Below are 22,932 nucleotides of genomic sequence, written 5' to 3'. Positions count from 1 at the left end.
CCGCGCCTACCCCTTCACCGCGCCCGCCGTCAGCCCGCGCACGAAGTAGCGGCCGGCGACGATGTAGACGAGCAGCGTCGGCAGCGCGGCGATGATCGCGCCGGCCATGTCGACGTTGTACTCCTTCACGCCCGTCGACGTATTGACGAGGTTGTTCAGCGCCACCGTGATCGGCATCGAATCGACGCCGGAGAACACGATCCCGAACAGGAAGTCGTTCCAGATCTGCGTGAACTGCCAGATCAGGCACACCATGAAGATCGGCAGCGACACGGGCAGCAGGATCTTCGTGAAGATCGTGAAGAAGCCCGCGCCGTCGATGCGCGCGGCCTTCACGAGCTCGGACGGCACGCTCACGTAGAAGTTGCGGAAGAACATCGTCGTGAACGCGATCCCGTACACGACGTGCACGAACACGAGGCCGGGAATCGTATTGGCGAGGCCGAGCATCCCCTGCAGGCGCGCCATCGGCAGCAGGATCACCTGGAACGGGATGAAGCAGCCGACCAGCATCATCGTGAACAGCGCGTCCGCGCCGCGAAAGCGCCAGTGCGTGAGCACGTAGCCGTTGAACGCGCCGATCAGCGACGAGATCAGCACGGCCGGAATCACCATCTGCAGCGAATTCAGGAAGAACGGCTTCATCCCGTCGCAGCGCACGCCGGTACACGCACCGCTCCACGCCTTCACCCAGGGCTCGACGGTCCAGTTGGTGGGCGGCGTCAGCAGGTTGCCGGTGCGCAGCTGGTCGAGGTCCTTGAACGACGTCGACAGCATCACGTAGATCGGGAACAGGAAATACAGCGCGAACAGGATCAGCGCCGCGTAGATCACTGCCCGGCTGATCGTCATCTTAGGCTGCATTGCGGGTGCTCCTCGATTCCATATACATCAGCGGCACCAGCACCGCGACCACGGTCGCGAGCATCATCACCGACGACGCCGCGCCGAGCCCGAGCTGGCCGCGGTTGAACGAAAACGTATACATGAACATCGCCGGCAGCGACGACGACGTGCCCGGGCCGCCCGCCGTCAGCGCGACGACGAGGTCGAAGGTCTTGATCGTGATGTGGCACAGGATCAGCAGCACCGAGAAGAACACCGGCCGCATGCTCGGGATCACGATCTTGCGGTAGATGGTCGGCAGCGTCGCGCCGTCGACCTGTGCGGCCTTGAAGATCTCGGCGTCGACGCCGCGCAGCCCTGCCAGGAACAGCGCCATCACGAAGCCGGTCGACTGCCACACGGCCGCGACCACCACGCAGAAGATCGCCTTGTCCGGATCGTCGAGCCAGCCGAACGAGAAGCTCGTCCAGCCCCAGTCGTGCATCACCTTCTCGAGGCCGAGGCCCGGGTTCAGGATCCACTGCCACGCGGTGCCGGTGACGATGAACGACAGCGCCATCGGGTACAGGAAGATCGCACGCAGCGCGCCTTCGTTGCGAATCCGCTGGTCGAGCAGGATCGCGAGGAACAGCCCGAGCGCGACGCAGATCGCGATGAACGGAATCCCGAACCAGCCGAGGTTCGCGGCGGAGGTCCACCACACGTCGTTCTGGAACAGGTCCGAGTAACGGCCGAAGCCGTCGAATTCGTAGTTCGGCAACAGTCGCGAGTTGGTCAGCGACAGATAGCCGGTAATCAGGATGAAGCCGTAGATGAACACCACGGCGATCGCGACGCTCGGCGCGAGCACGAGCTTCGGAATCCAGCGATCGGCGAGGGCCGACATCGGCGACGTACGCCGTGCATCGGCACCGCCGGATCCGTTTCCGCTAAGAGGGGCAGCCACTTGATTCGACTCCTGGAACGAGGGCGACGCTGGCCGGGCCGGCGCCGGGTACGGCACGGGCCCGCGGGCGAGCCCGTTTGCTGCACATGCAAAAACGCCCGGCCGATGAAGCGTGTCCGGCCGGGCGCCTGTCGTGCGTTACTTGACCTTCGCGGCCTTCGCGAGCGCGGCGACCGCGCTCTTCGAATCCTGCTGCGAGTTCATGAACTTCGTCACGACGTCCGTGATCGCGCCGGCGGTCGCATCGCTCTGCGCCATCCCGTGCGCGAGCGACGGCACGAAGCCGCCCGACTTGATCGCGGTCTGTTCGTCCGCATACGACTTCTTCGCGCAGTCGTCGAACTTGTCCATCTTCACGCCGAGGCGCACCGGCACCGAGCCCTTCAGCAGGCTGAACTGCTCCTGGAAGTCCGGCGTCATGATCGTCTTCGCGAGCGCGAGCTGGCCCGGCGTCGCGGCCTTGTCGCCCTTCTGCTGGAAGAACACGAACGAGTCGACGTTGAACGTGTACGCATTCGCCGTACCCGGCACCGCCGCGCAGATGTAGTCCTTGCCCGCCTTCTTGCCCGCGTTCTCGAACTCGCCCTTCGCCCAGTCGCCCATGAACTGCATGCCGGCCTTGCCGTTGATGACCATCGCGGTCGCGAGGTTCCAGTCGCGGCCGTTACGGCCGGTATCGAAGTAGCCCTGGATCTTGCGCACCGTGTCGAACACGGACAGCATCTGCGGCGACGTCAGCGTCGCCTGGTCGAGATCGACCAGCGCCTTCTTGTAGAACGCCGGGCCCTGCGACAGCACGACGTCTTCCCACAGGGTCAGGTCCTGCCACGGCTGGCCGCCCATCGCGACCGGCTGGATGCCCGCGGCCTTCAGCTTGTCGGCCACCGCGAAGAATTCAGGCCAGGTGGTCGGCACCTTCGCGCCGATCTTGTCGAGCGCGGCCTTGTTGATGTACAGCCAGTTCACGCGGTGCACCGAGAACGGCGCGGCAACGGTGTGGCCCTTGTACTTGATGATCTTGTCGATTTCCGGCGGCAGGTTCTGCTTCCAGTCGCCGGCGGCGGAATCGATGTTGACGAGCACGCCCTGGTCGGCCCAGTCCTGGATCAGCGGGCCCTTGATCTGCGCGGCCGACGGTGCGTCGCCGCTGATCACCTTGGTCTTCAGCGCGGTCATCGCCGCGGCGCCGGCGCCGCCCGCGACCGCGAAGTCCTTCCACACGTAGCCCTGCTTCTGCACGTCGTCCTTCAGCACGCCGACGGCCTTCGACTCGCCGCCCGAGGTCCACCAGTGCAGCACCGTTACATTCTCGGCTGCCTGCGCCGCCACGGCGCCAGCCATCAGACCTGCCGCGCAGAGCGCACCCATGATCGAGCGAACTTTCATTACTTATCTCCTCCAGACTGAATCAACTCGTGAGGTTCCCTGACCGGGAACCGGCTTCTTGATAACGACGGGGAAATCGAGCCGCGGGACGCATGCAGCGTACGGGGCCGATGACCGGCCGGGCTCTTACAGAAAGCGTGAATCGAGATTCAACGGCGTGTCTCCTCTTTGTGTTTCTGGCCCGCCGCGATGATGCGACGCGAGCCCGGGGCCAACGGTGCGCGGACGATGCGCGCCGTCAATGTCCGATAACATTCGGCACAAGGCGCTCCCGAAGGCGAAGCTCGCGCAGTTCATCGACCGCACTTCTTTTTTTCTTCACCCAGGTGCTACCCCTTGCGGCGGATTGTAGTTAAACTACAATTCAGTGTCAAAAATATTTTTATCGCACTACGGATTGCTTCCCAGCACCCCAAAAACCCGGCGGAGACACATGCATACCGATTCCAGCTTTACCTTCGTACTTTTCGGCGGCACCGGCGATCTGTCGATGCGCAAGATCCTGCCTGCGCTGTTCGAAGCGCATCGTGCGAACATGCTGGCGGAGAGCGGCCGGATCGTCGCCGTGGCGCGGCACGAATCGGATCAGGCGGGTTATCTCGAGTGGGTCGACACGCATGTGAAGCCGCATGCGGTCAAGGCGGCCGGCAAGGCGTTCGACGAAGCCGCGTGGAAGTCCTTTCTCCAGCGCATCGAGTACGTGAAGCTCGATCTCGGCCGCGCGGAAGACTACGTCGTGCTGCGCGATGCGATCGCATCGCTGCCCGGCATCCGCGTGTTCTATCTGGCGACGGGCCCGTCGCTGTTCGTGCCGATCTGCAACGCGCTCGCGTCGGTCGGCCTGAGCGAAGGCTCGCGCATCGTGCTCGAGAAGCCGCTCGGCTACGACCTGCGCTCGTCGAATGCGATCAACGACGCGGTCGGCGAGATCTTCGCGGAAGGCCAGATCTACCGGATCGACCACTACCTCGGCAAGGAGCCGGTGCAGAACCTGCTCGCGCTGCGCTTCGGCAATGCGCTGTTCGAGCCGCTGTGGCGCCGCGAATGGGTCGAGAGCATCCAGATCACGATCGCCGAGGAGCTCGGCGTCGAAGCGCGCGGCGATTTCTACGACAATACGGGCGCGCTGCGCGACATGGTGCAGAACCACCTGCTGCAACTGCTGTCGATCGTCGCGATGGAGCCGCCGCACTCGATGGATTCCGACGCGGTGCGCGACGAGAAGCTGCGCGTGCTGCGGGCGCTGAAGCCGGTCGATCCGCGCGACATCGGCAAGGTTGCCGTGCGCGGCCAGTATCATGCGGGCGTGATCAAGGGCGCGCAGGTGCCGGCCTACGCGACCGAGCCGGGCGTGAAGCCCGACAGCCAGACCGAAACCTTCGTCGCGCTGAAGGTCGAGATCGAGAACTGGCGCTGGGCCGGCGTGCCGTTCTTCCTGCGCACCGGCAAGCGTCTCGCCGACCGCGTCGCGGAGATCGTCGTCAACTTCCGCCCGGTGCCGCACTCGGCGCTCGGGCCGACCGCGCTGCGTCCCGGTTCGAACCGCCTCGTGATCCGGCTGCAGCCGAACGAGACGATCCGCCTGTACTGCCTCGCGAAGCAGCCCGGCGAAGGGATGAACCTCGCGAGCGTGCACCTCGACCTCGCATTCGACCGGTTCTTCAAGGAAGGGCAGATGGAGGCGTACCAGCGCCTGCTGCTCGACGTGATCAACGGCCGGCTCGCGCTGTTCGTGCGGCGCGACGAACAGGAAGCCGCATGGCGCTGGGTCGAGCCGATCCTGAACGAATGGGCACGCTCGCTGAAGCCGCCGAAGCCGTACGCGGCGGGCACGTGGGGGCCGGCCGCGGCGAGCGCGATGCTCGCGCAGCACGACACCTGCTGGCTCGAAGAAGAAAACTGATGCAGGCCGTTGCCGCGCGCGTGACCGCGTGCGGCAACGTGCCCCACGATTCGTACGATTTGAACATACAAAGCAGTCCGGAGGAGATGTGATCGAGATCCACGCTTTCGACACCCAGGAAGCGCAAAGCGAAGCGCTCGCGCGCGCCGTCGGCGATGCGCTGCGCGCCGCGCTCGCCGGCCCCGTGCGCCCGACGCTCGCGGTGTCCGGCGGCACGAGCCCGCGCCCGTTCCTGCAAACGCTGTCGCATGCGGCGCTCGACTGGGCCGGCGTCGACGTGACGCTGGTCGACGACCGCTGGGTGCCGGAAAACGACGCGGCCAGCAACGCGCACCTCGTGCGCGACACGCTGCTGCAGCACGCGGCAGCCCCTGCCCGCTTCCTGCCGCTCGTCGACACGCGCGCCACGCTCGACGCGCACGTCGCCGCGCTGAACGCGAACGCCGACTACCGCGTGCCGAACGTCGCGGTGCTCGGCATGGGCGAGGACGGCCACACCGCGTCGATCTTCGCCGACGCGCCCGAATGGGACCACGCGATCGCGACGCCCGAGCGTTTCGTCGCCGTGCATCCGGGCGCCGCGCCGCATGCGCGCGTGAGCTTTTCGCTCGATGCGCTCAAGCGCGTCGACCGGCTGTTCCTGCTGATCGCGGGCCCCGCCAAGCGCGCCGTGCTCGACGCCGCGGCCGCGTCGCTGCAGAAGAACGCGATTTCCCAACTGGCCAACGACAAGGGGACCCAGCTCGATGTCTACTGGTGCGCAAACTAAGGCGGTCGTCGCGGGTCAGCATGCCGACGGCCCGCGCCTGCTCGCGGACGTCGGCGGCACCAACGCGCGCTTCGCGCTGGAAACCGGCCCGGGCGAGATCACGCAGATCCGCGTATATCCCGGCGCCGACTATCCGACGATCACCGACGCGATCCGCAAGTACCTGAAGGACGTGAAGATCAGCCGCGTGAACCACGCGGCGATCGCGATCGCCAATCCGGTCGACGGCGACCAGGTCACGATGACCAACCACGACTGGAGCTTCTCGATCGAGGCGACGCGCCGTGCGCTCGGCTTCGACACGCTGCTCGTCGTCAACGATTTCACCGCGCTCGCGATGGCGCTGCCGGGCCTGACCGACGCGCAGCGCGTGCAGGTCGGCGGCGGCACGCGCCGCCAGAACAGCGTGATCGGGCTGCTCGGGCCCGGCACCGGGCTCGGCGTGTCGGGGCTGATTCCGGCCGACGACCGCTGGATCGCGCTCGGCAGCGAGGGCGGCCACGCGTCGTTCGCGCCGCAGGACGAGCGCGAGGACCTGGTGCTGCAATACGCGCGCAAGAAGTTTCCGCACGTGTCGTTCGAGCGCGTGTGCGCGGGCCCCGGCATGGAGATCATCTATCGCGCGCTCGCCGCGCGCGACAAGAAGCGCGTCGCCGCAAGCGTCGACACGGTCGAGATCGTCGAGCGCGCGCATGCGGGCGAAGCGCTCGCGCTCGAGACGGTCGAATGCTTCTGCGGGATTCTCGGTGCGTTCGCCGGCAGCGTCGCGCTGACGCTCGGCGCGCTCGGCGGCGTGTACATCGGCGGCGGCGTCGCGCTGAAGCTCGGCGAACTGTTCACGCGCTCGTCGTTCCGCGCGCGCTTCGAGGCGAAGGGCCGCTTCACGCACTATCTCGAGAACATCCCGACCTACCTGATCACCGCCGAATACCCGGCGTTCCTCGGTGTATCGGCGATCCTCGCGGAGCAGCTGTCGAACCGCTCGGGCGGCGCGTCGTCGGCCGTGTTCGAGCGGATCCGCCAGATGCGCGATGCGCTGACGCCGGCCGAGCGCCGCGTCGCCGATCTCGCGCTGAACCATCCGCGCTCGATCATCAACGATCCGATCGTCGACATCGCGCGCAAGGCCGACGTGAGCCAGCCGACCGTGATCCGCTTCTGCCGCTCGCTCGGCTGCCAGGGGCTGTCGGACTTCAAGCTGAAGCTCGCCACCGGCCTCACCGGCACGATCCCGATGAGCCACAGCCAGGTGCATCTCGGCGACACGGCCACCGACTTCGGCGCGAAGGTGCTCGACAACACGGTGTCGGCGATCCTGCAGTTGCGCGAGCACCTGAACTTCGAGCATGTCGAGAACGCGATCGAGATCCTGAACGGCGCGCGGCGCATCGAGTTCTACGGGCTCGGCAACTCGAACATCGTCGCGCAGGACGCGCACTACAAGTTCTTCCGCTTCGGGATTCCGACGATCGCGTACGGCGACCTGTACATGCAGGCCGCGTCGGCCGCGCTGCTCGGCAAGGGCGACGTGATCGTCGCGGTGTCGAAGTCGGGGCGTGCGCCCGAGCTGCTGCGCGTGCTCGACGTCGCGATGCAGGCCGGCGCGAAGGTGATCGCGATCACGTCGAGCAACACGCCGCTCGCGAAGCGCGCGACCGTCGCGCTCGAAACCGACCATATCGAGATGCGCGAGTCGCAGCTGTCGATGATCTCGCGGATCCTGCATCTGCTGATGATCGACATCCTCGCGGTCGGCGTCGCGATCCGCCGCGCGTCGCCGAACGGCGAACTGCCCGAGGCCGTCGCGCAGGCGAAGGCGCGCGCGAGCGACGACGAAACGGCCGACGTGCTCGACTGGCTGAGCCACGGCGCGTCGCCGGCGGCGAAGGACGTCGCGCGGGATTGAAGCTTCGGCGAAACACCGTCGATCCACGACACCCCGAACGCTGGATTCAAGCCCGGCGTTCGGGGTGTTTTGCATGAGCGGCACCGCCCCGAACAACAGCGGCCCGGCAATCGTCGATAAACCTTCTCCCAATGGCGGTGCGTGACGTCATACGTTCGTACACACTCCCATTTTCGAACAAGTCCAATTGTCAGCAGTTGTCCAGGCTCGGTAACTTCCTTCACTCCGCGTGATGCCGCCATCCCGGTCCGACGCGAGAAATGGCGCATCTCTCAACGAATCCGGATTGGCGTCGACAGCATCACGTTCATCCAGTTTACGGAGAGGGATATGCGTAGACCACGCTTTTCAGCCGCATGGGCAGCAGCAATGCGCATTTACGCGCCGATAAATTCTGCAGAGAAAGTTGCCTTGACGATTGGTGGCAACGTGGCCGTCAATATCAACAGCAGAGATCCAAAGCTACGTTGGGATAACACCTGCGCCGTGCGACTGAGCTATATTCTCGGCCAAGCCGGCATGCCGATACCTCATATTCCAGGGCAAACCGTGTCAGGTGCGGACAAGCGCTGGTACTTCTATCGCGTCAAGCATCTCATCCGCTTTCTCGAGCAGCGATGGGGCAAAGCAGACGTGATCCAGTTCCCGCCTTCCCGGAAAGACAACGCCCTGGCGGACTGGCAGGGAATCATTCTCTTCGAGGTTTCAGGCTGGTCGAATGCCACGGGACATGCGCCCCTTTTCAATGGACTCACCTGTTACGATCAGTGCTATTTCAACGAGCCGGGAGCCAATTACCGCACCGATCGTGCGCACTTCTGGAGTCTGCCATGAGACAAAATCCGCTGCTCCGGTGTGTGATGTTTGGGGTACTGACGTTAGCGGCGCAATCGGGTCATGCAACGGATGCAACGTCGTCGCCGCAAGCCGGCGCCCGAACCTACGCGCAGAACTACAAGGACATGGTGCTCGCCGAATGCATCGCGACCGCTTATCGGAATGAACCGTCCGCTGCGATGGACGCGGGAAGCAGCGCCAGTGCACTAATGGATTGGACCGACTTCGATCTCGAACGGAACCCCGGCGTGGGCAAATCGCTGGTCAATCGTTTTCTTGCTCGCGACTATCACAACCCGATCGTCGAATCCGAAATCAAAGGCGTCAGGTTTGATTTTCTGAAATGCCTGGATCTGTACCACAGTCAGGAACTCGATGCCCAGGTCAAACGGTTCGTGACCAACCCGAAGCGCAGCTATCGACTCGACAATCGCTCGTCGGACCGTTCCAAGTGATGCAGGGGCGGGAAATTTGAACCCGCAGCTCACGCCCCGGCCGGCACGGCCCGTCCGTGCCAGCGCAGCACCAGATAGCGCCCGACGAAGCACAGCACGCCCGTGACGCCGATCGTCACGCCCATCGCGAACGGCGTGCCGTCCGCGAGTGCGCCGATCGCGACGCTCGCGAGCGCGCCGAGCGCGAGCTGCATCGCGCCGAACACGGCGGCCGACGCGCCCGCGTTGTGCGGATAGCGATGCATGAGGTCGGTCGTGCAGTTCGCGGACAGGATCCCGACCACGCCGACGACGAAGAACAGGCACACGACGATCGACCACAGCCCGCCCCACCCGGTCAGCGCGACGAGCGCGACCGCGAGCGACGCGATGCAACTCACGAGCGACGCGGCCGCGATGATGCGCAGCGAGCCGACGCGGCCGACGAGCCGCGTGTTCGCGAAGTTGCCGATCATGATCCCGACGACGTTCAGGCCGAACAGCAGCCCGTAGTGCTGCGGCGACACGTGGAAATACTCGATGTACACGAACGGCGTCGCGGTGATGTACGAGAACATCGACGCGAATGCCATCCCGCCGCACAGCATGTGCCCCCATGCGACGGGATCGGACAGGATGCGCCCGTACGACGCGAACGACGCGAGCACGGCCGTGCTCTTGCGCCGCTCCTTCGGCCAGGTTTCGGGCACGCGCAAGTACGCGGTCGCCGCGCACACCGCGCCGAACACGGCCAGCACGACGAACACGCCGCGCCAGCCCGAGAAGCGCAGGATCTGGCCGCCGATCAGCGGCGCGAGCAGCGGCCCGACCGCGGTGACGATCGCGACCATCGACAGCACCTTCGCCGCGTCGCTCGGCTCGTGCGCGTCGCGCGCTATCGCGCGTGCCAGCACCGACGCGGCGCCGGCGCCGAGCGCCTGCAGGAAGCGCACGACGATCAGCATGTCGATCGAGCCCGACACGAAGCAGCCGATGCTCGCGAGCGTGAACAGCGCGATGCCGCCGAGCAGCACGGGCCGGCGGCCCCACGTGTCGGACAGCGGGCCGTACAGCAGCATGCCGATCGAGAAGCCGGCCATGAAGCTCGTCAGCGTGCGCTGCGCGGCGCCGGGGCTGACGGAGAAGCCGTCGGCGATCGACGGCAGGCTCGGCAGGTACATGTCGGTGGCGATCGGCCCGCAGGCGGCGAGCGCGCCGAGCAACAGGATCAGCCGGGCATCGGGCCGGCGCCGGACGACGTGAGACATGGGTATCCGGAATGGAGCCCGCGCACATCGGGGCGCGCGTGGCGGTGAAGACGGGAGGCCGCGCCGCGGACGGCGCGCTCGGGCCCATGATTGTACGCGCAACTTTTTTGCGTGCTGCGGGCCGCGTGCGGCAGCAGGCCGGGAAACACCGGCGCGGCGCCCGTCTCGCGGGATCGCGGGATCGCGCGCGGATTCGATTAAGCTTGCTGCTGCCTGCTTCTCTTGTCTGACCAATTCGACGCACGACCGAACCGATGACCGCTTTCCTGCTGATCTGGAGCCCCAAGAAATGGCCATGGCCCGAGCTGCCCGACGTCGCCGCGCGCGTGAAGGCCGGCGAGGCCGTGCATGACGTGTGGGGCTGCGGCTTCGCGCGCGGCATCCTGCCGGGCGACCGCGTGTTCCTGCACCGCGTCGCGAAGGAGCCCAAGGGCGTGTTCGGCTCCGGCTACGTGACGCGCGCGCCGTACGAGGTGCCCGATCCGTCGACGAAGCGCGGTTACCGGCTGTGCATCGACTTCGTGTACGACTGGCTGGTCGACGCGCACCAGGACGTCGTGATCGCGCGCGACGCGCTGCGCGTCCACCCGTACTCGGTGCAGACCTGGGATGCGCAGAGCTCCGGCACGTCGATCAAGCCGATGGTCGAAGGCCCGCTCGAGAAGCGTTGGGCGGAGCTGACCGGCAAGCGCAAGCCGCCGCGATAACCGGGCCGATCGCCGGGACAAATCGGGCCCTCCTTTCCAGTCCGCGTGCCGAAAGGCCGCAGACCGTCTCGCGGGCCCGCCGCGCGCGTCTCCGGTACAATCAGACGATCGTTCCGCCCAGGCGCCGCGGCCCGTGCACAGGCCCCCGCGCCCTTCTCTCGCAGGTTTCGCCCATGTCCAATAATCAGATCCTCTTCGAACGCGCCCAGAAGACCATTCCCGGCGGCGTCAACTCGCCGGTGCGCGCATTCCGTTCGGTCGGCGGCACGCCGCGTTTCGTCGCGCGCGCGCAAGGCCCGTATTTCTGGGATGCCGACGGCAAGCAATACATCGACTACATCGGCTCGTGGGGCCCGATGATCGTCGGCCACGTCCATCCGGAAGTGCTGTCGGCCGTGCAGAACGTGCTGGCCGACGGCTTCTCGTTCGGCGCGCCGACCGAGGCCGAGATCGAGATCGCCGAGGAAATCTGCAAGCTCGTGCCGTCGATCGAGCAGGTGCGGATGGTGTCGAGCGGCACCGAGGCCACGATGAGCGCACTGCGTCTCGCGCGCGGCTTCACGGGCCGCAGCCGCATCGTCAAGTTCGAGGGCTGCTACCACGGCCACGCGGACAGCCTGCTCGTGAAGGCCGGCTCCGGCCTGCTGACGTTCGGCAACCCGACGTCGGCCGGCGTGCCCGCCGACATCGCGAAGCACACGACCGTCCTCGAATACAACAACGTCGCCGCGCTCGAGGAAGCGTTCGGCGCGTTCGGCGATGAAATCGCCGCGGTGATCGTCGAGCCGGTGGCCGGCAACATGAACCTCGTGCGCGGCACGTCCGAATTCCTGAACGCGCTGCGCGCGCTGTGCACGAAGCACGGCGCCGTGCTGATCTTCGACGAAGTGATGTGCGGGTTCCGCGTCGCGCTCGGCGGCGCACAGGCGTACTACGGGATCACGGCCGACCTCACCTGCCTCGGCAAGGTGATCGGCGGCGGGATGCCGGCCGCCGCGTTCGGCGGCCGCCGCGACATCATGGCCCACCTCGCGCCGCTCGGCGGCGTCTACCAGGCCGGCACGCTGTCGGGCAACCCGATCGCGGTCGCCGCGGGCCTGAAGACGCTGCAGCTGATCCAGGCGCCGGGCTTCTACGACGCGCTCACCGCGCAGACGAAGCGTCTCGCCGACGGCCTCGCGGCCGAAGCGCGCGCGGCCGGCGTGCCGTTCGCGGCCGACTCGATCGGCGCGATGTTCGGCCTCTACTTCGCGGAGCGCGTGCCGACCAGCTTCGCGGAAGTCACGAAGAGCGACACCGAGCGCTTCAACCGCTTCTTCCACCTGATGCTCGACGAGGGCGTGTACTTCGCGCCGTCCGCGTACGAGGCAGGTTTCGTGTCGAGCACGCACGACGACGCGGTGATCGACGCGACGCTCGCGGCCGCGCGCCGCGCGTTCGCGGCACTCGCCGCCTGACCCGGGGCCGCGCGCATGTTCTCGGATACCGATTTCGCCCACATGGAGCGCGCGCTCGCGCTCGCCGCGCGCGGCATGTATACGACGGCGCCGAATCCGCGCGTCGGCTGCGTGATCGTCAAGGACGGCGACGTGATCGGCGAAGGCTTCACGCAGCCGGCCGGCCAGGACCACGCGGAAGTGCAGGCGCTGAAGGACGCGCGCTCGCGCGGCCACGACGTCGCGGGCTCGACCGTCTACGTGACGCTCGAGCCGTGCAGCCATTTCGGCCGCACGCCGCCGTGCGCGAACGCGCTGAGCGAAGCGCGCGTCGCGAAGGTCGTCGCCGCGATGGAAGACCCGAATCCGCAGGTGTCGGGGCGCGGCCTCGGCATGCTGCGCGACGCGGGCATCGACGTGCGCTGCGGGCTGCTCGCGCATGAAGCCGGCGAACTGAACATCGGCTTCGTGTCGCGGATGACGCGCGGCCGCCCGTGGGTGCGGATGAAGACCGCCGCGTCGCTCGACGGCCGCACCGCGCTGCCGTCCGGCGAAAGCCAGTGGATCACCGGCGAAGCCGCGCGCCTCGACGGGCACGCGTGGCGTGCGCGCGCCTGCGCGATCCTCACCGGCATCGGCACCGTGCGCGAGGACAACCCGCTGCTGACCGTGCGCGGCATCGACACGCCGCGCCAGCCGCAGCGCATCCTGGTCGACAGCCGCCTCGACCTGCCGCTCGACGCACGGCTGCTCGAAGGCCCTCCGCTGCTGATCTTCTGCGGCCGGCTCGATGCGAGCGGCGAAATGCGCGCGAACGTGTTGAAGTCGCGCGGCGCGGAAATCGTGTCGCTCGCGAATGCGCACGGCAAGGTCGACCTGCCCGCGATGCTCGCGGCGCTCGGCGCGCGCGGCGTCAACGAACTGCACGTCGAGGCCGGCCACAAGCTGAACGGCTCGCTGCTGCGCGAGCATTGCGTCGACGAATTGCTCGTCTATCTCGCGCCGAGCCTGCTGGGCGCCGACGCGGCCGGCATGTTCGACCTCGCCGCGCCGGCGAGCCTCGACGCACGCACGCGACTGTCGTTTCACGGTATCGAGCGGATCGGCGACGATCTGCGGATCCTGGCGCGTGTCGCGCCGCCCGACGCCACGCACTGAACGGGACCGTCACGATGTTTACCGGAATTGTCGCGGCCGTCGGCCGCATCGAATCGATCGATCCGCTCGGCACGTCGGCCGATGCCGGAGTGCGCCTGACCGTGCTGGCCGGCGGGCTCGACCTCACCGATGTCGCGCTGGGCGACAGCATCGCGATCCAGGGCGCGTGCATGACGGTGATCGACAAGACCGACGCCGCGTTCGACGTCGACGTGTCGCGCGAAAGCCTGAACCGCACGGTCGGCCTCGCGCAACCCGGCGAAGTGAACCTCGAGAAGGCGCTGCGCGCGCACGACCGGCTCGGCGGGCACATCGTGTCGGGCCACGTCGACGGCCTCGGCACCGTGTCGCGCTTCGCTCCGGTCGGCGAGTCGCACGAGCTGCGGATCGTCGCGCCGCGCGAGCTCGGCCGCTATCTCGCGTACAAGGGGTCGATCACGGTCAACGGCGTGAGCCTGACCGTCAACACGATCGACGATCGCGCGGACGGCTGCGAATTCTCGATCAACCTGATTCCGCATACGGTCGAGGTCACGACGCTGCGCCACCTGAAGGCCGGCGACAAGGTCAATCTCGAAGTCGACATGATCGCGCGGTATGTGGAGCGGATGCTGTCGACGTCGCAAGGCGTGCATCAGGACTGATCGTCCTTTTTCGTGCTTTCTTGAGAATGGGGGCCGGCGGTTCGGCCCCGGGCCGCCCGGGTCCGCATCGCCGCCGTTTTCCGACAATCGCCGGCCGTCGCGCGCGAACCGCTACGTGTACCGGCGAGCCGCTCCATGAGCGCATTGCCGCCTCGTCGGGCGATCCGTCTTTCAGCGCTTCACCGCCTCGTCGATGACGGGACGACTCCCTGGCCCCATTTCCAACCGCCGCCTGTCCGGTCGGCCGGTCGATTCCGATATCTGCGGTCCATCGCAACAATTCCCGTCGCATCCGCTCGTCGACTCGCGGGCCCGATCCTCGGCCGAACGGCCAACGACGCGCACGGGTCATGCCGTCGCGCTAAGATGCGTCGACAGCGGTTTCAACGCCGCAACGCACGACGCGCCGCGTACCGGCCGCCCCTCTTCCCACAGGAGTCGTTCCCATGTCCATCTCGATGTACCAGGCTTCGCTGCCCGTCCTGATCCGCGGCCTGACCAACCTGCAGCACATCCTCGGCAAGGCGCAGGCGCACGCGGCCGAGAAGCAGATCGACCCGTCGGTGTTCGTCGGCGCGCGCCTCTACCCGGACATGCTGCCGCTCGTCCGCCAGGTCTACATCGCGACCGACACGGCCAAGGGCTGCGCCGCGCGGCTCGCCGGCGCCGAGATCCCGAGCTACCCGGACGTCGAGCAGACCTTCGACGAACTGCACGCGCGCATCCAGAAGACGATCGACTACCTGAAAAGCTTCGACGCCGCGCAGATCGACGGCAGCGAGGCGCGCCAGATCGTGCTGAAGATGCGCGTCGGCCCGATCGAGTTCACCGGCCAGTCGTACCTGCTGAACTTCGTGCTGCCCAATTTCTTCTTCCACGTGACGACCGCGTACGACATCCTGCGCCACAGCGGCGTCGAGCTCGGCAAGCTCGACTACCTCGGCGGACGCAACGAGCACGCGTGACGCATGACGCGCGGCGGCCCGGCCGGGCCTGCCGCGCAGGCCGGCCGCACCGCCTTCCGGAGCGCTTGCCGGCCGAGCGCAACCCGCGCCAGCCGAAACGCCGTCCGGCTGGCGTAAAATACGCACTTTCCTCTTTCTCGCCCCCTTATGACGCTCGCCTCCACGCTCGACATCATCGCCGAGCTGAAAGCCGGCCGGATGGTGATCCTGGTCGACGAAGAAGACCGCGAAAACGAGGGCGACCTCGTGATCGCCGCCGAATTCGTCACACCGGAAGCGATCAACTTCATGGCCAGGTACGGCCGCGGCCTGGTTTGTCTGACGTTGACGCAGGAACGCTGCAAGCAGCTGCACCTGCCGCTGATGACCTACCGCAACGGCACGCAGTACGGCACCGCGTTCACGGTCAGCATCGAAGCGGCCGAAGGCGTGACGACCGGCATCTCGGCCGCCGACCGTGCGCACACGATCGCCACGGCGGTCGCGCACGACGTGCGCCCCGAGCACATCGTGCAGCCGGGCCACGTGTTCCCGATCATGGCGCAGCCGGGCGGCGTGCTCGTGCGTGCGGGCCACACCGAGGCCGGCTGCGACTTCACCGCGCTCGCGGGCCTCACGCCGGCCGCGGTGATCTGCGAGATCATCAAGGACGACGGCACGATGGCGCGCCTGCCCGACCTGATCGAATTCGCGAAGGAACACGGTCTGAAGATCGGCACGATCGCCGACCTGATCCACTATCGCAGCCGCACCGAATCGATCATCGAGCGGATCGCCGAGCGCACGATGCAGACCGCGCACGGCACGTTCCGCGCGGTGCTGTACCGCGACCAGCCGAGCGGTTCGCCGCACATCGCGCTGGTGCGCGGCGCGCCGTCGCCCGACGTCGATACGCCGGTGCGCGTGCACGAGCCGCTGTCGGTGCTCGACCTGCTCGAAACCGGCGTGTCGACGCACTCGTGGACGCTCGACGCCGCGATGCGCGAGATCGCGGAACGCGACCTCGGCGTGATCGTGCTGCTCAACTGCGGCGACACGAAGGAACACCTGATCGACGTCTTCAAGGCGTTCGACGAGGAAGAAAAGGCCGCTGCGCTGAAGCGCCGGCCGGTCGATTTCAAGACGTTCGGCATCGGCGCGCAGATCCTGCGCGATGTCGGCGTCGGCAAGATGCAGGTGCTGTCGAATCCGCGCAAGCTGGGCAGCATGTCCGGCTACGGCCTCGAAGTCACGGGCTTCATTCCGATGCCCGGCGGCGAAGCCAAGTCCTGCCCGGCGTCCAACGCGTAACCCGCCACGGCGCTTTCGCCCTATAACCGTTCATCCACACCACGGACAAGATCATGGAAATCGGACAATACCAACCGAATCTCGAAGGCGACGGCCTGCGTATCGGCATCGTGCAATCGCGCTTCAACGAACCCGTGTGCAACGGTCTCGCCGACGCGTGCGTCGAGGAACTGGAGCGCCTCGGTGTCACCGGTGAAGACGTGCTGCTCGTGTCGGTGCCCGGCGCGCTGGAAATCCCGCTCGCGCTGCAGAAGCTGGCAGAAAGCGGCCAGTTCGACGCGCTGATCGCGCTCGGCGCGGTGATCCGCGGCGAGACCTACCACTTCGAACTCGTGTCGAACGAGAGCGGCGCGGGCATCACCCGCATCGGCCTCGACTTCAACCTGCCGATCGCGAACGCGGTCCTGACGACCGAAAACGACGAGCAGGCCGTCGCGCGCATGACCGAAAAGGGTCGTGACGCGGCGCGCGTCGCCGTCGAGATGGCCAACCTGACGATGGCGCTCGACCAGCTCGGCGACGATGACGAGGACGAAGAAGAGGACGAAGACGACGAAGAGGAGCGCGCATGAAGAAGAGCGCCCGCCGACAATCGCGCGAGCTGGCGACGCAGGGCCTGTATCAGTGGCTGCTGTCGAGCGCGCCCTCCGGCGAGATCGACGCGCAACTGCGCGGCGCGCTCGGTTACGACAAGGCTGACAAGGAGCTGCTCGAAGCCATCCTGCACGGCGTGATCCGCGAGCACGCGACGCTCGTCGAAGCGCTGACGCCATCGCTGGACCGTCCGATCGAGCAGTTGTCGCCGGTCGAACGCGCCGTGCTGCTGATCGCGACGTTCGAGCTCACGCACCACGTCGAAACGCCGTATCGCGTGATCATCAACGAAGCGGTCGAACTCGCGAAGACGTTCGGCGGCTCCGACGGCTACAAGTACGTGAACGGCGTGCTCGACAAGCTCGCCGCGAAGCTGCGCCCCGCCGAAACGCAGGCGCGCCGCAACGGCTGATACCGTTTGTTTGTCCACGGGCGCGCAAGCGCCCGTTTTTCATTCTCTCCCCCGCCCCGCCCGACCGATGAATACCACCGCCGATTCGCTCGTCACGCTCGCCGCACGCGTCGACGCGATCCAGCCCTTCTATGTGATGGAACTGATGAAGGAGGCACAGCGGCTCGAGTCCTCCGGGCGCGATGTTATCCACATGGGCATCGGCGAACCGGATTTCACCGCGCCGGAGCCTGTCGTCGAAGCAGCCGCGGCCGCGCTGCGCCGCGGCGTCACGCAGTACACGAGCGCGCTCGGCATTGCGCCGCTGCGCGAGGCGATCGCCGCGCACTACGCGCGCGCGTACGGCCTCACGATCAGTCCCGAACGGATCGTCGTGACGGCCGGCGCGTCGGCCGCGCTGCTGCTCGCGTGCCTCGCGCTCGTCGGCCGCGACGACGAGGTGCTGATGCCCGACCCGTCGTATCCGTGCAACCGGCACTTCGTCGCGGCGGCCGAAGGCCGCGCGGTGCTCGTGCCGAGCGGCCCGGACGCGCGCTTCCAGCTCACCGAGGACGACGTCCGCACACGCTGGGGCGACCGCACGCGCGGCGTGCTGCTCGCGTCGCCGTCGAACCCGACCGGCACGTCGCTCGAACCCGACGAACTGAAGCGAATCGTCGAAGCCGTGCGCGCACGCGGCGGCTTCACGATCGTCGACGAGATCTACCAGGGGCTCAGCTACGACGCGGCGCCCGTGTCGGCGCTGTCGTTCGGCGACGATGTCATCACGGTGAACAGCTTCTCGAAGTATTTCAGCATGACCGGCTGGCGGCTCGGCTGGCTCGTCGTGCCGCCCGCGCTGGTCGGCACGTTCGAAAAGCTTGCGCAGAACCTGTTCATCTGCCCGTCCGCACTCGCGCAGCACGCGGCGCTCGCGTGCTTCGAGCCGGCCACGCTCGACATCTACGAGGCGCGCCGGCTCGAATTCAAGCGCCGCCGCGATTTCATCGCACCGGCGCTCGAACGGCTCGGCTTCACGGTTCCGGTGATGCCGGACGGCGCGTTCTACGTGTACGCGCATTGCGGCGGCGTCGCCCATCCGGCAGCCGGCGACAGCGCCGCGCTCACGCAGGCGATGCTGCACGACGCGGGCGTCGTGCTGGTGCCCGGCATGGACTTCGGCGTCCATGCGCCGCGCGACTATATCCGTCTGTCCTATGCGACGGCCTACTCGCGGCTCGAAGAGGCGGTCGATCGGCTCGCGACGCTGTTCGGGCAGCACTGACGCCGCGGCCGGCACACCGGCCGTTTCGCGCACCACAAAAGGAAAAGGCACCCGATCGGGTGCCTTTCTCATTTCCAGCAGGCCGGAACCGCGCGGTACGCGTCAGGTTACGCGCCGAGTTCCGAATGGTCGCCGTGCGACTGCTTCACGGTATCGACGCTCGCGTCGTTCTGCGGCGACGCTTCCTTCGACGCCGTCGTCTTCGTCGACGTCGCGGCTTCGAGCGTCGCATGCACGCGCTTCGCGCCGCCTGCCGATGCCGTTACGGCAGCGGCCGTGACGATCGGCTTCGCCGGCGCCTGCGGTGCATTGACCGGCACGCTGCGGCCATGCGACACGTCGCGCAGCCGGCCGCGCTCGGCCATCACCTTCGCGCCGTATGCGTTGTCGTCGGGGTTCGTCGAGCCGTTGTACAGCCGCAGGCCGTTCGCGAGCGAGCCGCCGCGGGCGATGCAGTCCTTCAGCACGAGCGCGCCGACCTGGAGGTTCGCGAGCGGCTGCAGTGCGGTATCGGTGCCGCCGAAATACTCGAACTTGTCGGAATGGACCTTCGACATGACCTGCATCAGGCCCTTCGCGCCGACGCCGCTTTCGGCGTAAGGGTTGAAGCCCGACTCGATCGCCATCACGGACAGCAGCAGCAGCGGATCGAGGCCGACGTCACGGCCGGTCTGGAACGCGGCCTTGACCAGCTGGCCGAGCGGCTCCTGAGCGATACGGTAACGGCGCGACAGATAGGTCGCGACGAGCGCCTGTTCGCGGTTCGACGCGAGCGCACGATCGTCGCGCGCGTCGGCCGGCACCCGCTGGGTCGGGATCAGTTTCGCGAGCGCGACGGGCGACGGGCCGTTGCGGGCCGGATCGGACGCATCGCCCTGCGCGGCGGCTTCCGGTGCGACATCGAGGCCGACCGCAAGTGCGTCCGTTTCGGGACTCTCTTCCTGCTGCGGCTGCGCGCCGGCAGGCGCGAAGTTCGGCAGCGGATGGCCGGACAGCAAACGGGCAGGCCCGGCCTGCACGGCCGCGGATACGACCGGCATCAGCTTCGCGGCAAGCGTGCCGCGTACGGTCGGCAGCAGCCACAGTGCAAGCGCAACCGCGACAGCGAGACAGCCGACAACGCTGAATAGATGGTGACTGACACGCGTCCCGCGACGCAGCATGTTGCGCACGATTTGCGCATGCTGCTCAGTGGGACGCCACGATAACCAAGCGTTCATTCAGATCATCTCCCATGAACATGACTCGTGCGGCTCGCTCAGCTCGATGGCGAGACAGAAACGCGCCGCGGAATCACGACGCCGCACGCCTTGGTTGGGACGTGCAAGCATCGGGGAAACGGTATAAGTACCGTTCGAGGCCACGGTGTAAGAAGGCCGACGCCTTCGCACACTGGGCGAGACGGGCATACGCGGTGGCACCCACGCAAAAAACCAGCGTCTGGTAGCGCTGGCTGGGACTACGACTAAGACCGTCGAATACGCCGTGCAGGGTTCGGCGGACGGTGACGCGCTGCGTCAAAGATCGGTGATTGGCGGCTCGAAGCCTTTTACCCTGCAACCAATGTGAGCGGATTCTAGCAGGGTTTTATAGATCGTCAACACTATAAAATCTCAAAATCATAACAAAAAGTAATTTAAAGCCGCCCTTCAGATCGGGAGCCCCGTGCCGTAGAGGGTTTGCGCGCGATCGACTTTTTTCGCGGCCGGGCGTCCATGCGGCAGGCCGGGTAAAATCGTCGGTCGATTCGGGGCCGCAGCCGGCCGCTGCGCCCGCCCACCGTCGCCCGCCATGCGGGCGGCCCGGACCTTCTTCATGAAATACAAAGACTTACGCGATTTCATCCAGCGCCTCGAGGCGCTCGGCGAACTGCGACGCGTCACGCAACCCGTGTCGCCCGTGCTCGAAATGACCGAGCTGTGCGATCGCGTGCTGCGCGCCGGCGGCCCTGCGCTGCTGTTCAACGCGCCGCCCGGTTATGCGTTTCCCGTGCTCGGCAACCTGTTCGGCACGCCGCGCCGCGTCGCACTCGGGATGGGCGTCGATGCGGGCGACGACGCCGCGCTCGGCTCGCTGCGCGATCTCGGGCGCCTGCTGTCCGCGCTGAAGGAGCCCGACCCGCCGAAGAGCCTGAAGGACGCCGGCAAGCTGCTGTCGCTCGCGAAGGCCGTGTGGGACATGGCGCCGAAGTCGGTGTCGTCGCCGCCGTGCCAGGAGATCGTCTGGGAAGGCGCCGACGTCGACCTGCACAAGCTGCCGATCCAGACCTGCTGGCCCGGCGACGCGGGGCCGCTCGTCACGTGGGGCCTGACGGTCACGCGCGGTCCGAACAAGTCGCGCCAGAACCTCGGCATCTACCGCCAGCAGCTGATCGGCCGCAACAAGCTGATCATGCGCTGGCTCGCGCATCGCGGCGGTGCGCTCGACTTCCGCGAATTCGCGCTGCAGAACCCCGGCAAGCCGTATCCGGTCGCGGTCGTGCTCGGCGCCGATCCGGCCACGACGCTCGGCGCGGTGACGCCCGTGCCCGATTCGCTGTCCGAATATCAGTTCGCCGGCCTGCTGCGCGGCAGCCGCACCGAGCTCGCCAAGTGCCTGACGCCCGGCGTCGACACGCTGCAGGTGCCCGCGCGCGCGGAGATCGTGCTCGAAGGCTTCATCCATCCGCAGGACGGCACCCCTGCCCCCGCTCCGGCCGGCGCACCACCGCGGCCGGCCGGCAACGCGTCCGCCGCGTACGAACATGCGCTCGAAGGGCCGTACGGCGACCACACCGGCTATTACAACGAGCAGGAGTGGTTTCCGGTGTTCACCGTCGAGCGCATCACGATGCGCCGCGACGCGATCTACCACTCGACCTACACGGGCAAACCGCCCGACGAGCCCGCGGTGCTCGGCGTCGCGCTCAACGAGGTATTCGTGCCGCTGCTGCAGAAGCAGTTCACGGAGATCACCGACTTCTACCTGCCGCCCGAAGGCTGCAGCTACCGGATGGCCATCGTCCAGATGAGGAAGAGCTACGCGGGCCACGCGAAGCGCGTGATGTTCGGCGTGTGGAGCTTCCTGCGGCAGTTCATGTATACGAAGTTCATCGTGGTCGTCGACGAGGACGTGAACATCCGCGACTGGAAGGAAGTGATCTGGGCGATCACGACGCGCGTCGACCCCGTGCGCGACACGGTGATGGTCGACAGCACGCCGATCGACTATCTCGATTTCGCGTCGCCGGTTGCCGGCCTCGGCTCGAAGATGGGGCTCGACGCGACCAACAAGTGGCCCGGCGAGACGAACCGGGAATGGGGCCGTCCGATCGAGATGGACGCGGCCGTGAAGGCGCGCGTCGACCGGCTCTGGCAGGAGATCGGACTCTGAGGCCGTAGCCGGCGCCCGCCGGCCGTGCATCGCACCCACCACCAGAACAACGAAGATGAGCTTTCCTCCCGCCTCGATGCTGTCCGACGGTTTCTTCCTGTCGCTGTCGCTGTGTCTCGACATCGGCCTCGTGAACGTCGCGATGCTGTCGCTGACGCTGTCGCACGGCTTCCGGCCGGGCTTCTGGCTCGGCGTCGGCTCGTGCGTCGGCGATCTCCTCTACGCGGCGCTCGCGCTCGCGGGGATGGCCGTGCTGCTGCAGTTCGAGGCCGTGCGCTGGATCGTCTGGATCGGCGGCGGTGCCGTGCTGCTGTTCCTCACGTGGAAGATGGCGCGCGAAGCGCTTGCGCCGGCCAGGGCGGCCGACGACGACGCGGACGAGGCACCGCCGCCGCGCGCGAGCGCGCGGCGCAGTTTCCTGCGCGGGATGCTGCTCGCGATGTCGTCGCCGAGCGCGATCCTGTGGTTCGCGGCGGTCGGCGGCGCACTGATCGCGAAAGCCGGCGCGACCACGCCGGCCACCGCGTCGGTGTTCCTGTCGGGCTTCTTCCTCGGCGGCCTCGCGTGGACGCTCTTCATGTGCACGCTCGCGAGCCAGGGCCGCAAGCGCGCTGGCGCCGGGCTGATGCGCGCTTGCCACGTCGCGTCGGCGCTGCTGTTCGCCTATTTCTCGTACAGCGTGATCGTCGGCGGGTACCGCGACCTGATCGTGCACGCGGCGTAAGCGAAGCCGACCTGCACGGGCTACGCGTCGAGCCGCGGCACCAAGAGCAACGGCACCAATGAAAAACGGCG

Annotated in this window: 22 protein-coding genes; 16 read left to right on the top strand and 6 right to left on the bottom strand. The window is 67.2% G+C overall.

Features of this window, described 5'->3' with window-relative positions; all coding sequences use genetic code 11:
- Positions 1 to 6 precede the first annotated feature (6 nt).
- From MRS60_RS04485 to MRS60_RS04475, 3 genes are all read right to left on the bottom strand, one after another.
- The gene (locus tag MRS60_RS04485; RefSeq protein ID WP_105393441.1) at positions 7 to 864 is read right to left on the bottom strand and encodes a carbohydrate ABC transporter permease; all 858 of its coding nucleotides are present in this window, start codon (positions 862 to 864) and stop codon (positions 7 to 9) included.
- The gene (locus MRS60_RS04480; RefSeq protein WP_034182958.1) at positions 854 to 1,792 is read right to left on the bottom strand and encodes a carbohydrate ABC transporter permease; all 939 of its coding nucleotides are present in this window, start codon (positions 1,790 to 1,792) and stop codon (positions 854 to 856) included. Before MRS60_RS04480 ends, MRS60_RS04485 begins: the two co-directional genes overlap by 11 nt.
- Positions 1,793 to 1,930: 138 nt before the next feature.
- Positions 1,931 to 3,178, bottom strand: coding sequence for an ABC transporter substrate-binding protein (locus tag MRS60_RS04475; RefSeq protein WP_034182957.1), 1,248 nt, complete (start codon positions 3,176 to 3,178; stop codon positions 1,931 to 1,933).
- Between the two features lie 433 nt (positions 3,179 to 3,611).
- On the opposite strand from MRS60_RS04475, the gene zwf reads away from it, so the two are divergent.
- From zwf to MRS60_RS04450, 5 genes are all read left to right on the top strand, one after another.
- Complete coding sequence (gene zwf / locus MRS60_RS04470; RefSeq protein WP_243565288.1) at positions 3,612 to 5,081, top strand: glucose-6-phosphate dehydrogenase; 1,470 nt, start codon at positions 3,612 to 3,614, stop codon at positions 5,079 to 5,081.
- 88 nt (positions 5,082 to 5,169) lie between these two features.
- On the top strand, positions 5,170 to 5,850 hold the full coding sequence (gene pgl / locus MRS60_RS04465) for a 6-phosphogluconolactonase (protein ID WP_105393444.1): 681 nt from the start codon (positions 5,170 to 5,172) through the stop codon (positions 5,848 to 5,850).
- Entirely contained in the window at positions 5,828 to 7,756 is a 1,929-nt protein-coding gene (locus MRS60_RS04460) for a bifunctional transcriptional regulator/glucokinase (RefSeq protein ID WP_034182954.1), read from the top strand. The genes pgl and MRS60_RS04460 overlap by 23 nt, the downstream gene beginning before the upstream one ends.
- Positions 7,757 to 8,086: 330 nt before the next feature.
- A complete protein-coding gene (locus MRS60_RS04455) occupies positions 8,087 to 8,590 on the top strand; it encodes a type VI secretion system amidase effector protein Tae4 (protein ID WP_243565287.1) in 504 nt (167 codons plus the stop codon).
- The gene (locus MRS60_RS04450) at positions 8,587 to 9,048 is read left to right on the top strand and encodes a type VI secretion system amidase immunity protein Tai4 (RefSeq protein WP_243565286.1); all 462 of its coding nucleotides are present in this window, start codon (positions 8,587 to 8,589) and stop codon (positions 9,046 to 9,048) included. Before MRS60_RS04455 ends, MRS60_RS04450 begins: the two co-directional genes overlap by 4 nt.
- Before the next feature lie 29 nt (positions 9,049 to 9,077).
- Here the strand turns inward: MRS60_RS04450 and MRS60_RS04445 are convergent, their stop codons facing one another.
- Positions 9,078 to 10,295 carry a Bcr/CflA family multidrug efflux MFS transporter gene (locus tag MRS60_RS04445; protein ID WP_243565285.1) on the bottom strand — a complete coding sequence of 406 codons (1,218 nt, stop codon included), beginning with the start codon at positions 10,293 to 10,295 and terminating at the stop codon, positions 9,078 to 9,080.
- A gap of 254 nt (positions 10,296 to 10,549) precedes the next feature.
- On the opposite strand from MRS60_RS04445, the gene MRS60_RS04440 reads away from it, so the two are divergent.
- The 9 genes from MRS60_RS04440 to MRS60_RS04400 all read left to right on the top strand — a co-directional run bounded on the left by MRS60_RS04440 (position 10,550) and on the right by MRS60_RS04400 (position 18,765).
- Positions 10,550 to 11,002, top strand: a complete 453-nt coding sequence (locus MRS60_RS04440) for a hypothetical protein (RefSeq protein WP_034182952.1) — start codon at positions 10,550 to 10,552, stop codon at positions 11,000 to 11,002.
- Between the two features lie 173 nt (positions 11,003 to 11,175).
- Positions 11,176 to 12,459, top strand: a complete 1,284-nt coding sequence (gene hemL / locus MRS60_RS04435; RefSeq protein WP_243565284.1) for a glutamate-1-semialdehyde 2,1-aminomutase — start codon at positions 11,176 to 11,178, stop codon at positions 12,457 to 12,459.
- A 15-nt stretch (positions 12,460 to 12,474) separates the two neighbouring features.
- Positions 12,475 to 13,596, top strand: coding sequence for a bifunctional diaminohydroxyphosphoribosylaminopyrimidine deaminase/5-amino-6-(5-phosphoribosylamino)uracil reductase RibD (gene ribD / locus MRS60_RS04430; protein WP_034182951.1), 1,122 nt, complete (start codon positions 12,475 to 12,477; stop codon positions 13,594 to 13,596).
- Positions 13,597 to 13,610: 14 nt separating this feature from the next.
- A complete protein-coding gene (locus tag MRS60_RS04425; RefSeq protein WP_243565283.1) occupies positions 13,611 to 14,240 on the top strand; it encodes a riboflavin synthase in 630 nt (209 codons plus the stop codon).
- Positions 14,241 to 14,686: 446 nt separating this feature from the next.
- Positions 14,687 to 15,205 (top strand): DUF1993 domain-containing protein, encoded by a 519-nt coding sequence (locus MRS60_RS04420; protein WP_105393453.1) that lies wholly within the window; start codon positions 14,687 to 14,689, stop codon positions 15,203 to 15,205.
- Between the two features lie 147 nt (positions 15,206 to 15,352).
- Entirely contained in the window at positions 15,353 to 16,495 is a 1,143-nt protein-coding gene (gene ribBA, locus MRS60_RS04415; RefSeq protein WP_034182948.1) for a bifunctional 3,4-dihydroxy-2-butanone-4-phosphate synthase/GTP cyclohydrolase II, read from the top strand.
- A 53-nt stretch (positions 16,496 to 16,548) separates the two neighbouring features.
- Positions 16,549 to 17,067: a 6,7-dimethyl-8-ribityllumazine synthase gene (ribH, locus tag MRS60_RS04410; protein ID WP_011351235.1), complete on the top strand. Its 519-nt coding sequence runs from the start codon at positions 16,549 to 16,551 to the stop codon at positions 17,065 to 17,067.
- The gene (nusB, locus tag MRS60_RS04405) at positions 17,064 to 17,501 is read left to right on the top strand and encodes a transcription antitermination factor NusB (protein WP_034182947.1); all 438 of its coding nucleotides are present in this window, start codon (positions 17,064 to 17,066) and stop codon (positions 17,499 to 17,501) included. Before ribH ends, nusB begins: the two co-directional genes overlap by 4 nt.
- Before the next feature lie 67 nt (positions 17,502 to 17,568).
- Positions 17,569 to 18,765, top strand: coding sequence for a pyridoxal phosphate-dependent aminotransferase (locus MRS60_RS04400; RefSeq protein WP_034182946.1), 1,197 nt, complete (start codon positions 17,569 to 17,571; stop codon positions 18,763 to 18,765).
- Positions 18,766 to 18,872: 107 nt separating this feature from the next.
- Here MRS60_RS04400 and MRS60_RS04395 read toward each other — a convergent pair whose 3' ends face one another.
- On the bottom strand, positions 18,873 to 19,985 hold the full coding sequence (locus MRS60_RS04395; RefSeq protein WP_034182945.1) for a lytic transglycosylase domain-containing protein: 1,113 nt from the start codon (positions 19,983 to 19,985) through the stop codon (positions 18,873 to 18,875).
- 429 nt (positions 19,986 to 20,414) lie between these two features.
- A complete protein-coding gene (locus MRS60_RS04390; RefSeq protein ID WP_243565282.1) occupies positions 20,415 to 20,609 on the bottom strand; it encodes a hypothetical protein in 195 nt (64 codons plus the stop codon).
- Between MRS60_RS04390 and MRS60_RS04385 the strand changes: the two genes are divergently transcribed.
- Together MRS60_RS04385 and MRS60_RS04380 are read left to right on the top strand one after the other, a co-directional pair.
- On the top strand, positions 20,581 to 22,137 hold the full coding sequence (locus MRS60_RS04385) for a UbiD family decarboxylase (protein ID WP_034182944.1): 1,557 nt from the start codon (positions 20,581 to 20,583) through the stop codon (positions 22,135 to 22,137). The two genes, MRS60_RS04390 and MRS60_RS04385, sit on opposite strands and share 29 nt — an antisense overlap.
- 55 nt (positions 22,138 to 22,192) lie before the next feature.
- On the top strand, positions 22,193 to 22,861 hold the full coding sequence (locus MRS60_RS04380) for a LysE family translocator (RefSeq protein WP_243565281.1): 669 nt from the start codon (positions 22,193 to 22,195) through the stop codon (positions 22,859 to 22,861).
- Positions 22,862 to 22,932: the final 71 nt, after the last annotated feature.

The organism is Burkholderia pyrrocinia, from assembly GCF_022809715.1.
Taxonomy (GTDB): Bacteria; Pseudomonadota; Gammaproteobacteria; order Burkholderiales; family Burkholderiaceae; genus Burkholderia; species Burkholderia pyrrocinia_C.
Note: the sequence above shows the minus strand (reverse complement) of the source record. Positions and strands in the feature narration are given on the sequence as shown.

What these genes read in the sequence shown, in the direction of transcription:
- MRS60_RS04485 (WP_105393441.1), bottom strand. Translation starts at nt 864, where the DNA reads ATGCAGCCTAAGATGACGATCAGCCGGGCAGTGATCTACGCGGCGCTG.
- MRS60_RS04475 (WP_034182957.1), bottom strand. Translation starts at nt 3,178, where the DNA reads ATGAAAGTTCGCTCGATCATGGGTGCGCTCTGCGCGGCAGGTCTGATG.
- zwf (WP_243565288.1), top strand. Translation starts at nt 3,612, where the DNA reads ATGCATACCGATTCCAGCTTTACCTTCGTACTTTTCGGCGGCACCGGC.
- MRS60_RS04460 (WP_034182954.1), top strand. Translation starts at nt 5,828, where the DNA reads ATGTCTACTGGTGCGCAAACTAAGGCGGTCGTCGCGGGTCAGCATGCC.
- MRS60_RS04455 (WP_243565287.1), top strand. Translation starts at nt 8,087, where the DNA reads ATGCGTAGACCACGCTTTTCAGCCGCATGGGCAGCAGCAATGCGCATT.
- MRS60_RS04450 (WP_243565286.1), top strand. Translation starts at nt 8,587, where the DNA reads ATGAGACAAAATCCGCTGCTCCGGTGTGTGATGTTTGGGGTACTGACG.
- MRS60_RS04445 (WP_243565285.1), bottom strand. Translation starts at nt 10,295, where the DNA reads ATGTCTCACGTCGTCCGGCGCCGGCCCGATGCCCGGCTGATCCTGTTG.
- MRS60_RS04440 (WP_034182952.1), top strand. Translation starts at nt 10,550, where the DNA reads ATGACCGCTTTCCTGCTGATCTGGAGCCCCAAGAAATGGCCATGGCCC.
- hemL (WP_243565284.1), top strand. Translation starts at nt 11,176, where the DNA reads ATGTCCAATAATCAGATCCTCTTCGAACGCGCCCAGAAGACCATTCCC.
- ribD (WP_034182951.1), top strand. Translation starts at nt 12,475, where the DNA reads ATGTTCTCGGATACCGATTTCGCCCACATGGAGCGCGCGCTCGCGCTC.
- MRS60_RS04425 (WP_243565283.1), top strand. Translation starts at nt 13,611, where the DNA reads ATGTTTACCGGAATTGTCGCGGCCGTCGGCCGCATCGAATCGATCGAT.
- MRS60_RS04420 (WP_105393453.1), top strand. Translation starts at nt 14,687, where the DNA reads ATGTCCATCTCGATGTACCAGGCTTCGCTGCCCGTCCTGATCCGCGGC.
- ribBA (WP_034182948.1), top strand. Translation starts at nt 15,353, where the DNA reads ATGACGCTCGCCTCCACGCTCGACATCATCGCCGAGCTGAAAGCCGGC.
- ribH (WP_011351235.1), top strand. Translation starts at nt 16,549, where the DNA reads ATGGAAATCGGACAATACCAACCGAATCTCGAAGGCGACGGCCTGCGT.
- nusB (WP_034182947.1), top strand. Translation starts at nt 17,064, where the DNA reads ATGAAGAAGAGCGCCCGCCGACAATCGCGCGAGCTGGCGACGCAGGGC.
- MRS60_RS04400 (WP_034182946.1), top strand. Translation starts at nt 17,569, where the DNA reads ATGAATACCACCGCCGATTCGCTCGTCACGCTCGCCGCACGCGTCGAC.
- MRS60_RS04395 (WP_034182945.1), bottom strand. Translation starts at nt 19,985, where the DNA reads ATGAACGCTTGGTTATCGTGGCGTCCCACTGAGCAGCATGCGCAAATC.
- MRS60_RS04385 (WP_034182944.1), top strand. Translation starts at nt 20,581, where the DNA reads ATGAAATACAAAGACTTACGCGATTTCATCCAGCGCCTCGAGGCGCTC.
- MRS60_RS04390 (WP_243565282.1), bottom strand. Translation starts at nt 20,609, where the DNA reads ATGAAATCGCGTAAGTCTTTGTATTTCATGAAGAAGGTCCGGGCCGCC.
- MRS60_RS04380 (WP_243565281.1), top strand. Translation starts at nt 22,193, where the DNA reads ATGAGCTTTCCTCCCGCCTCGATGCTGTCCGACGGTTTCTTCCTGTCG.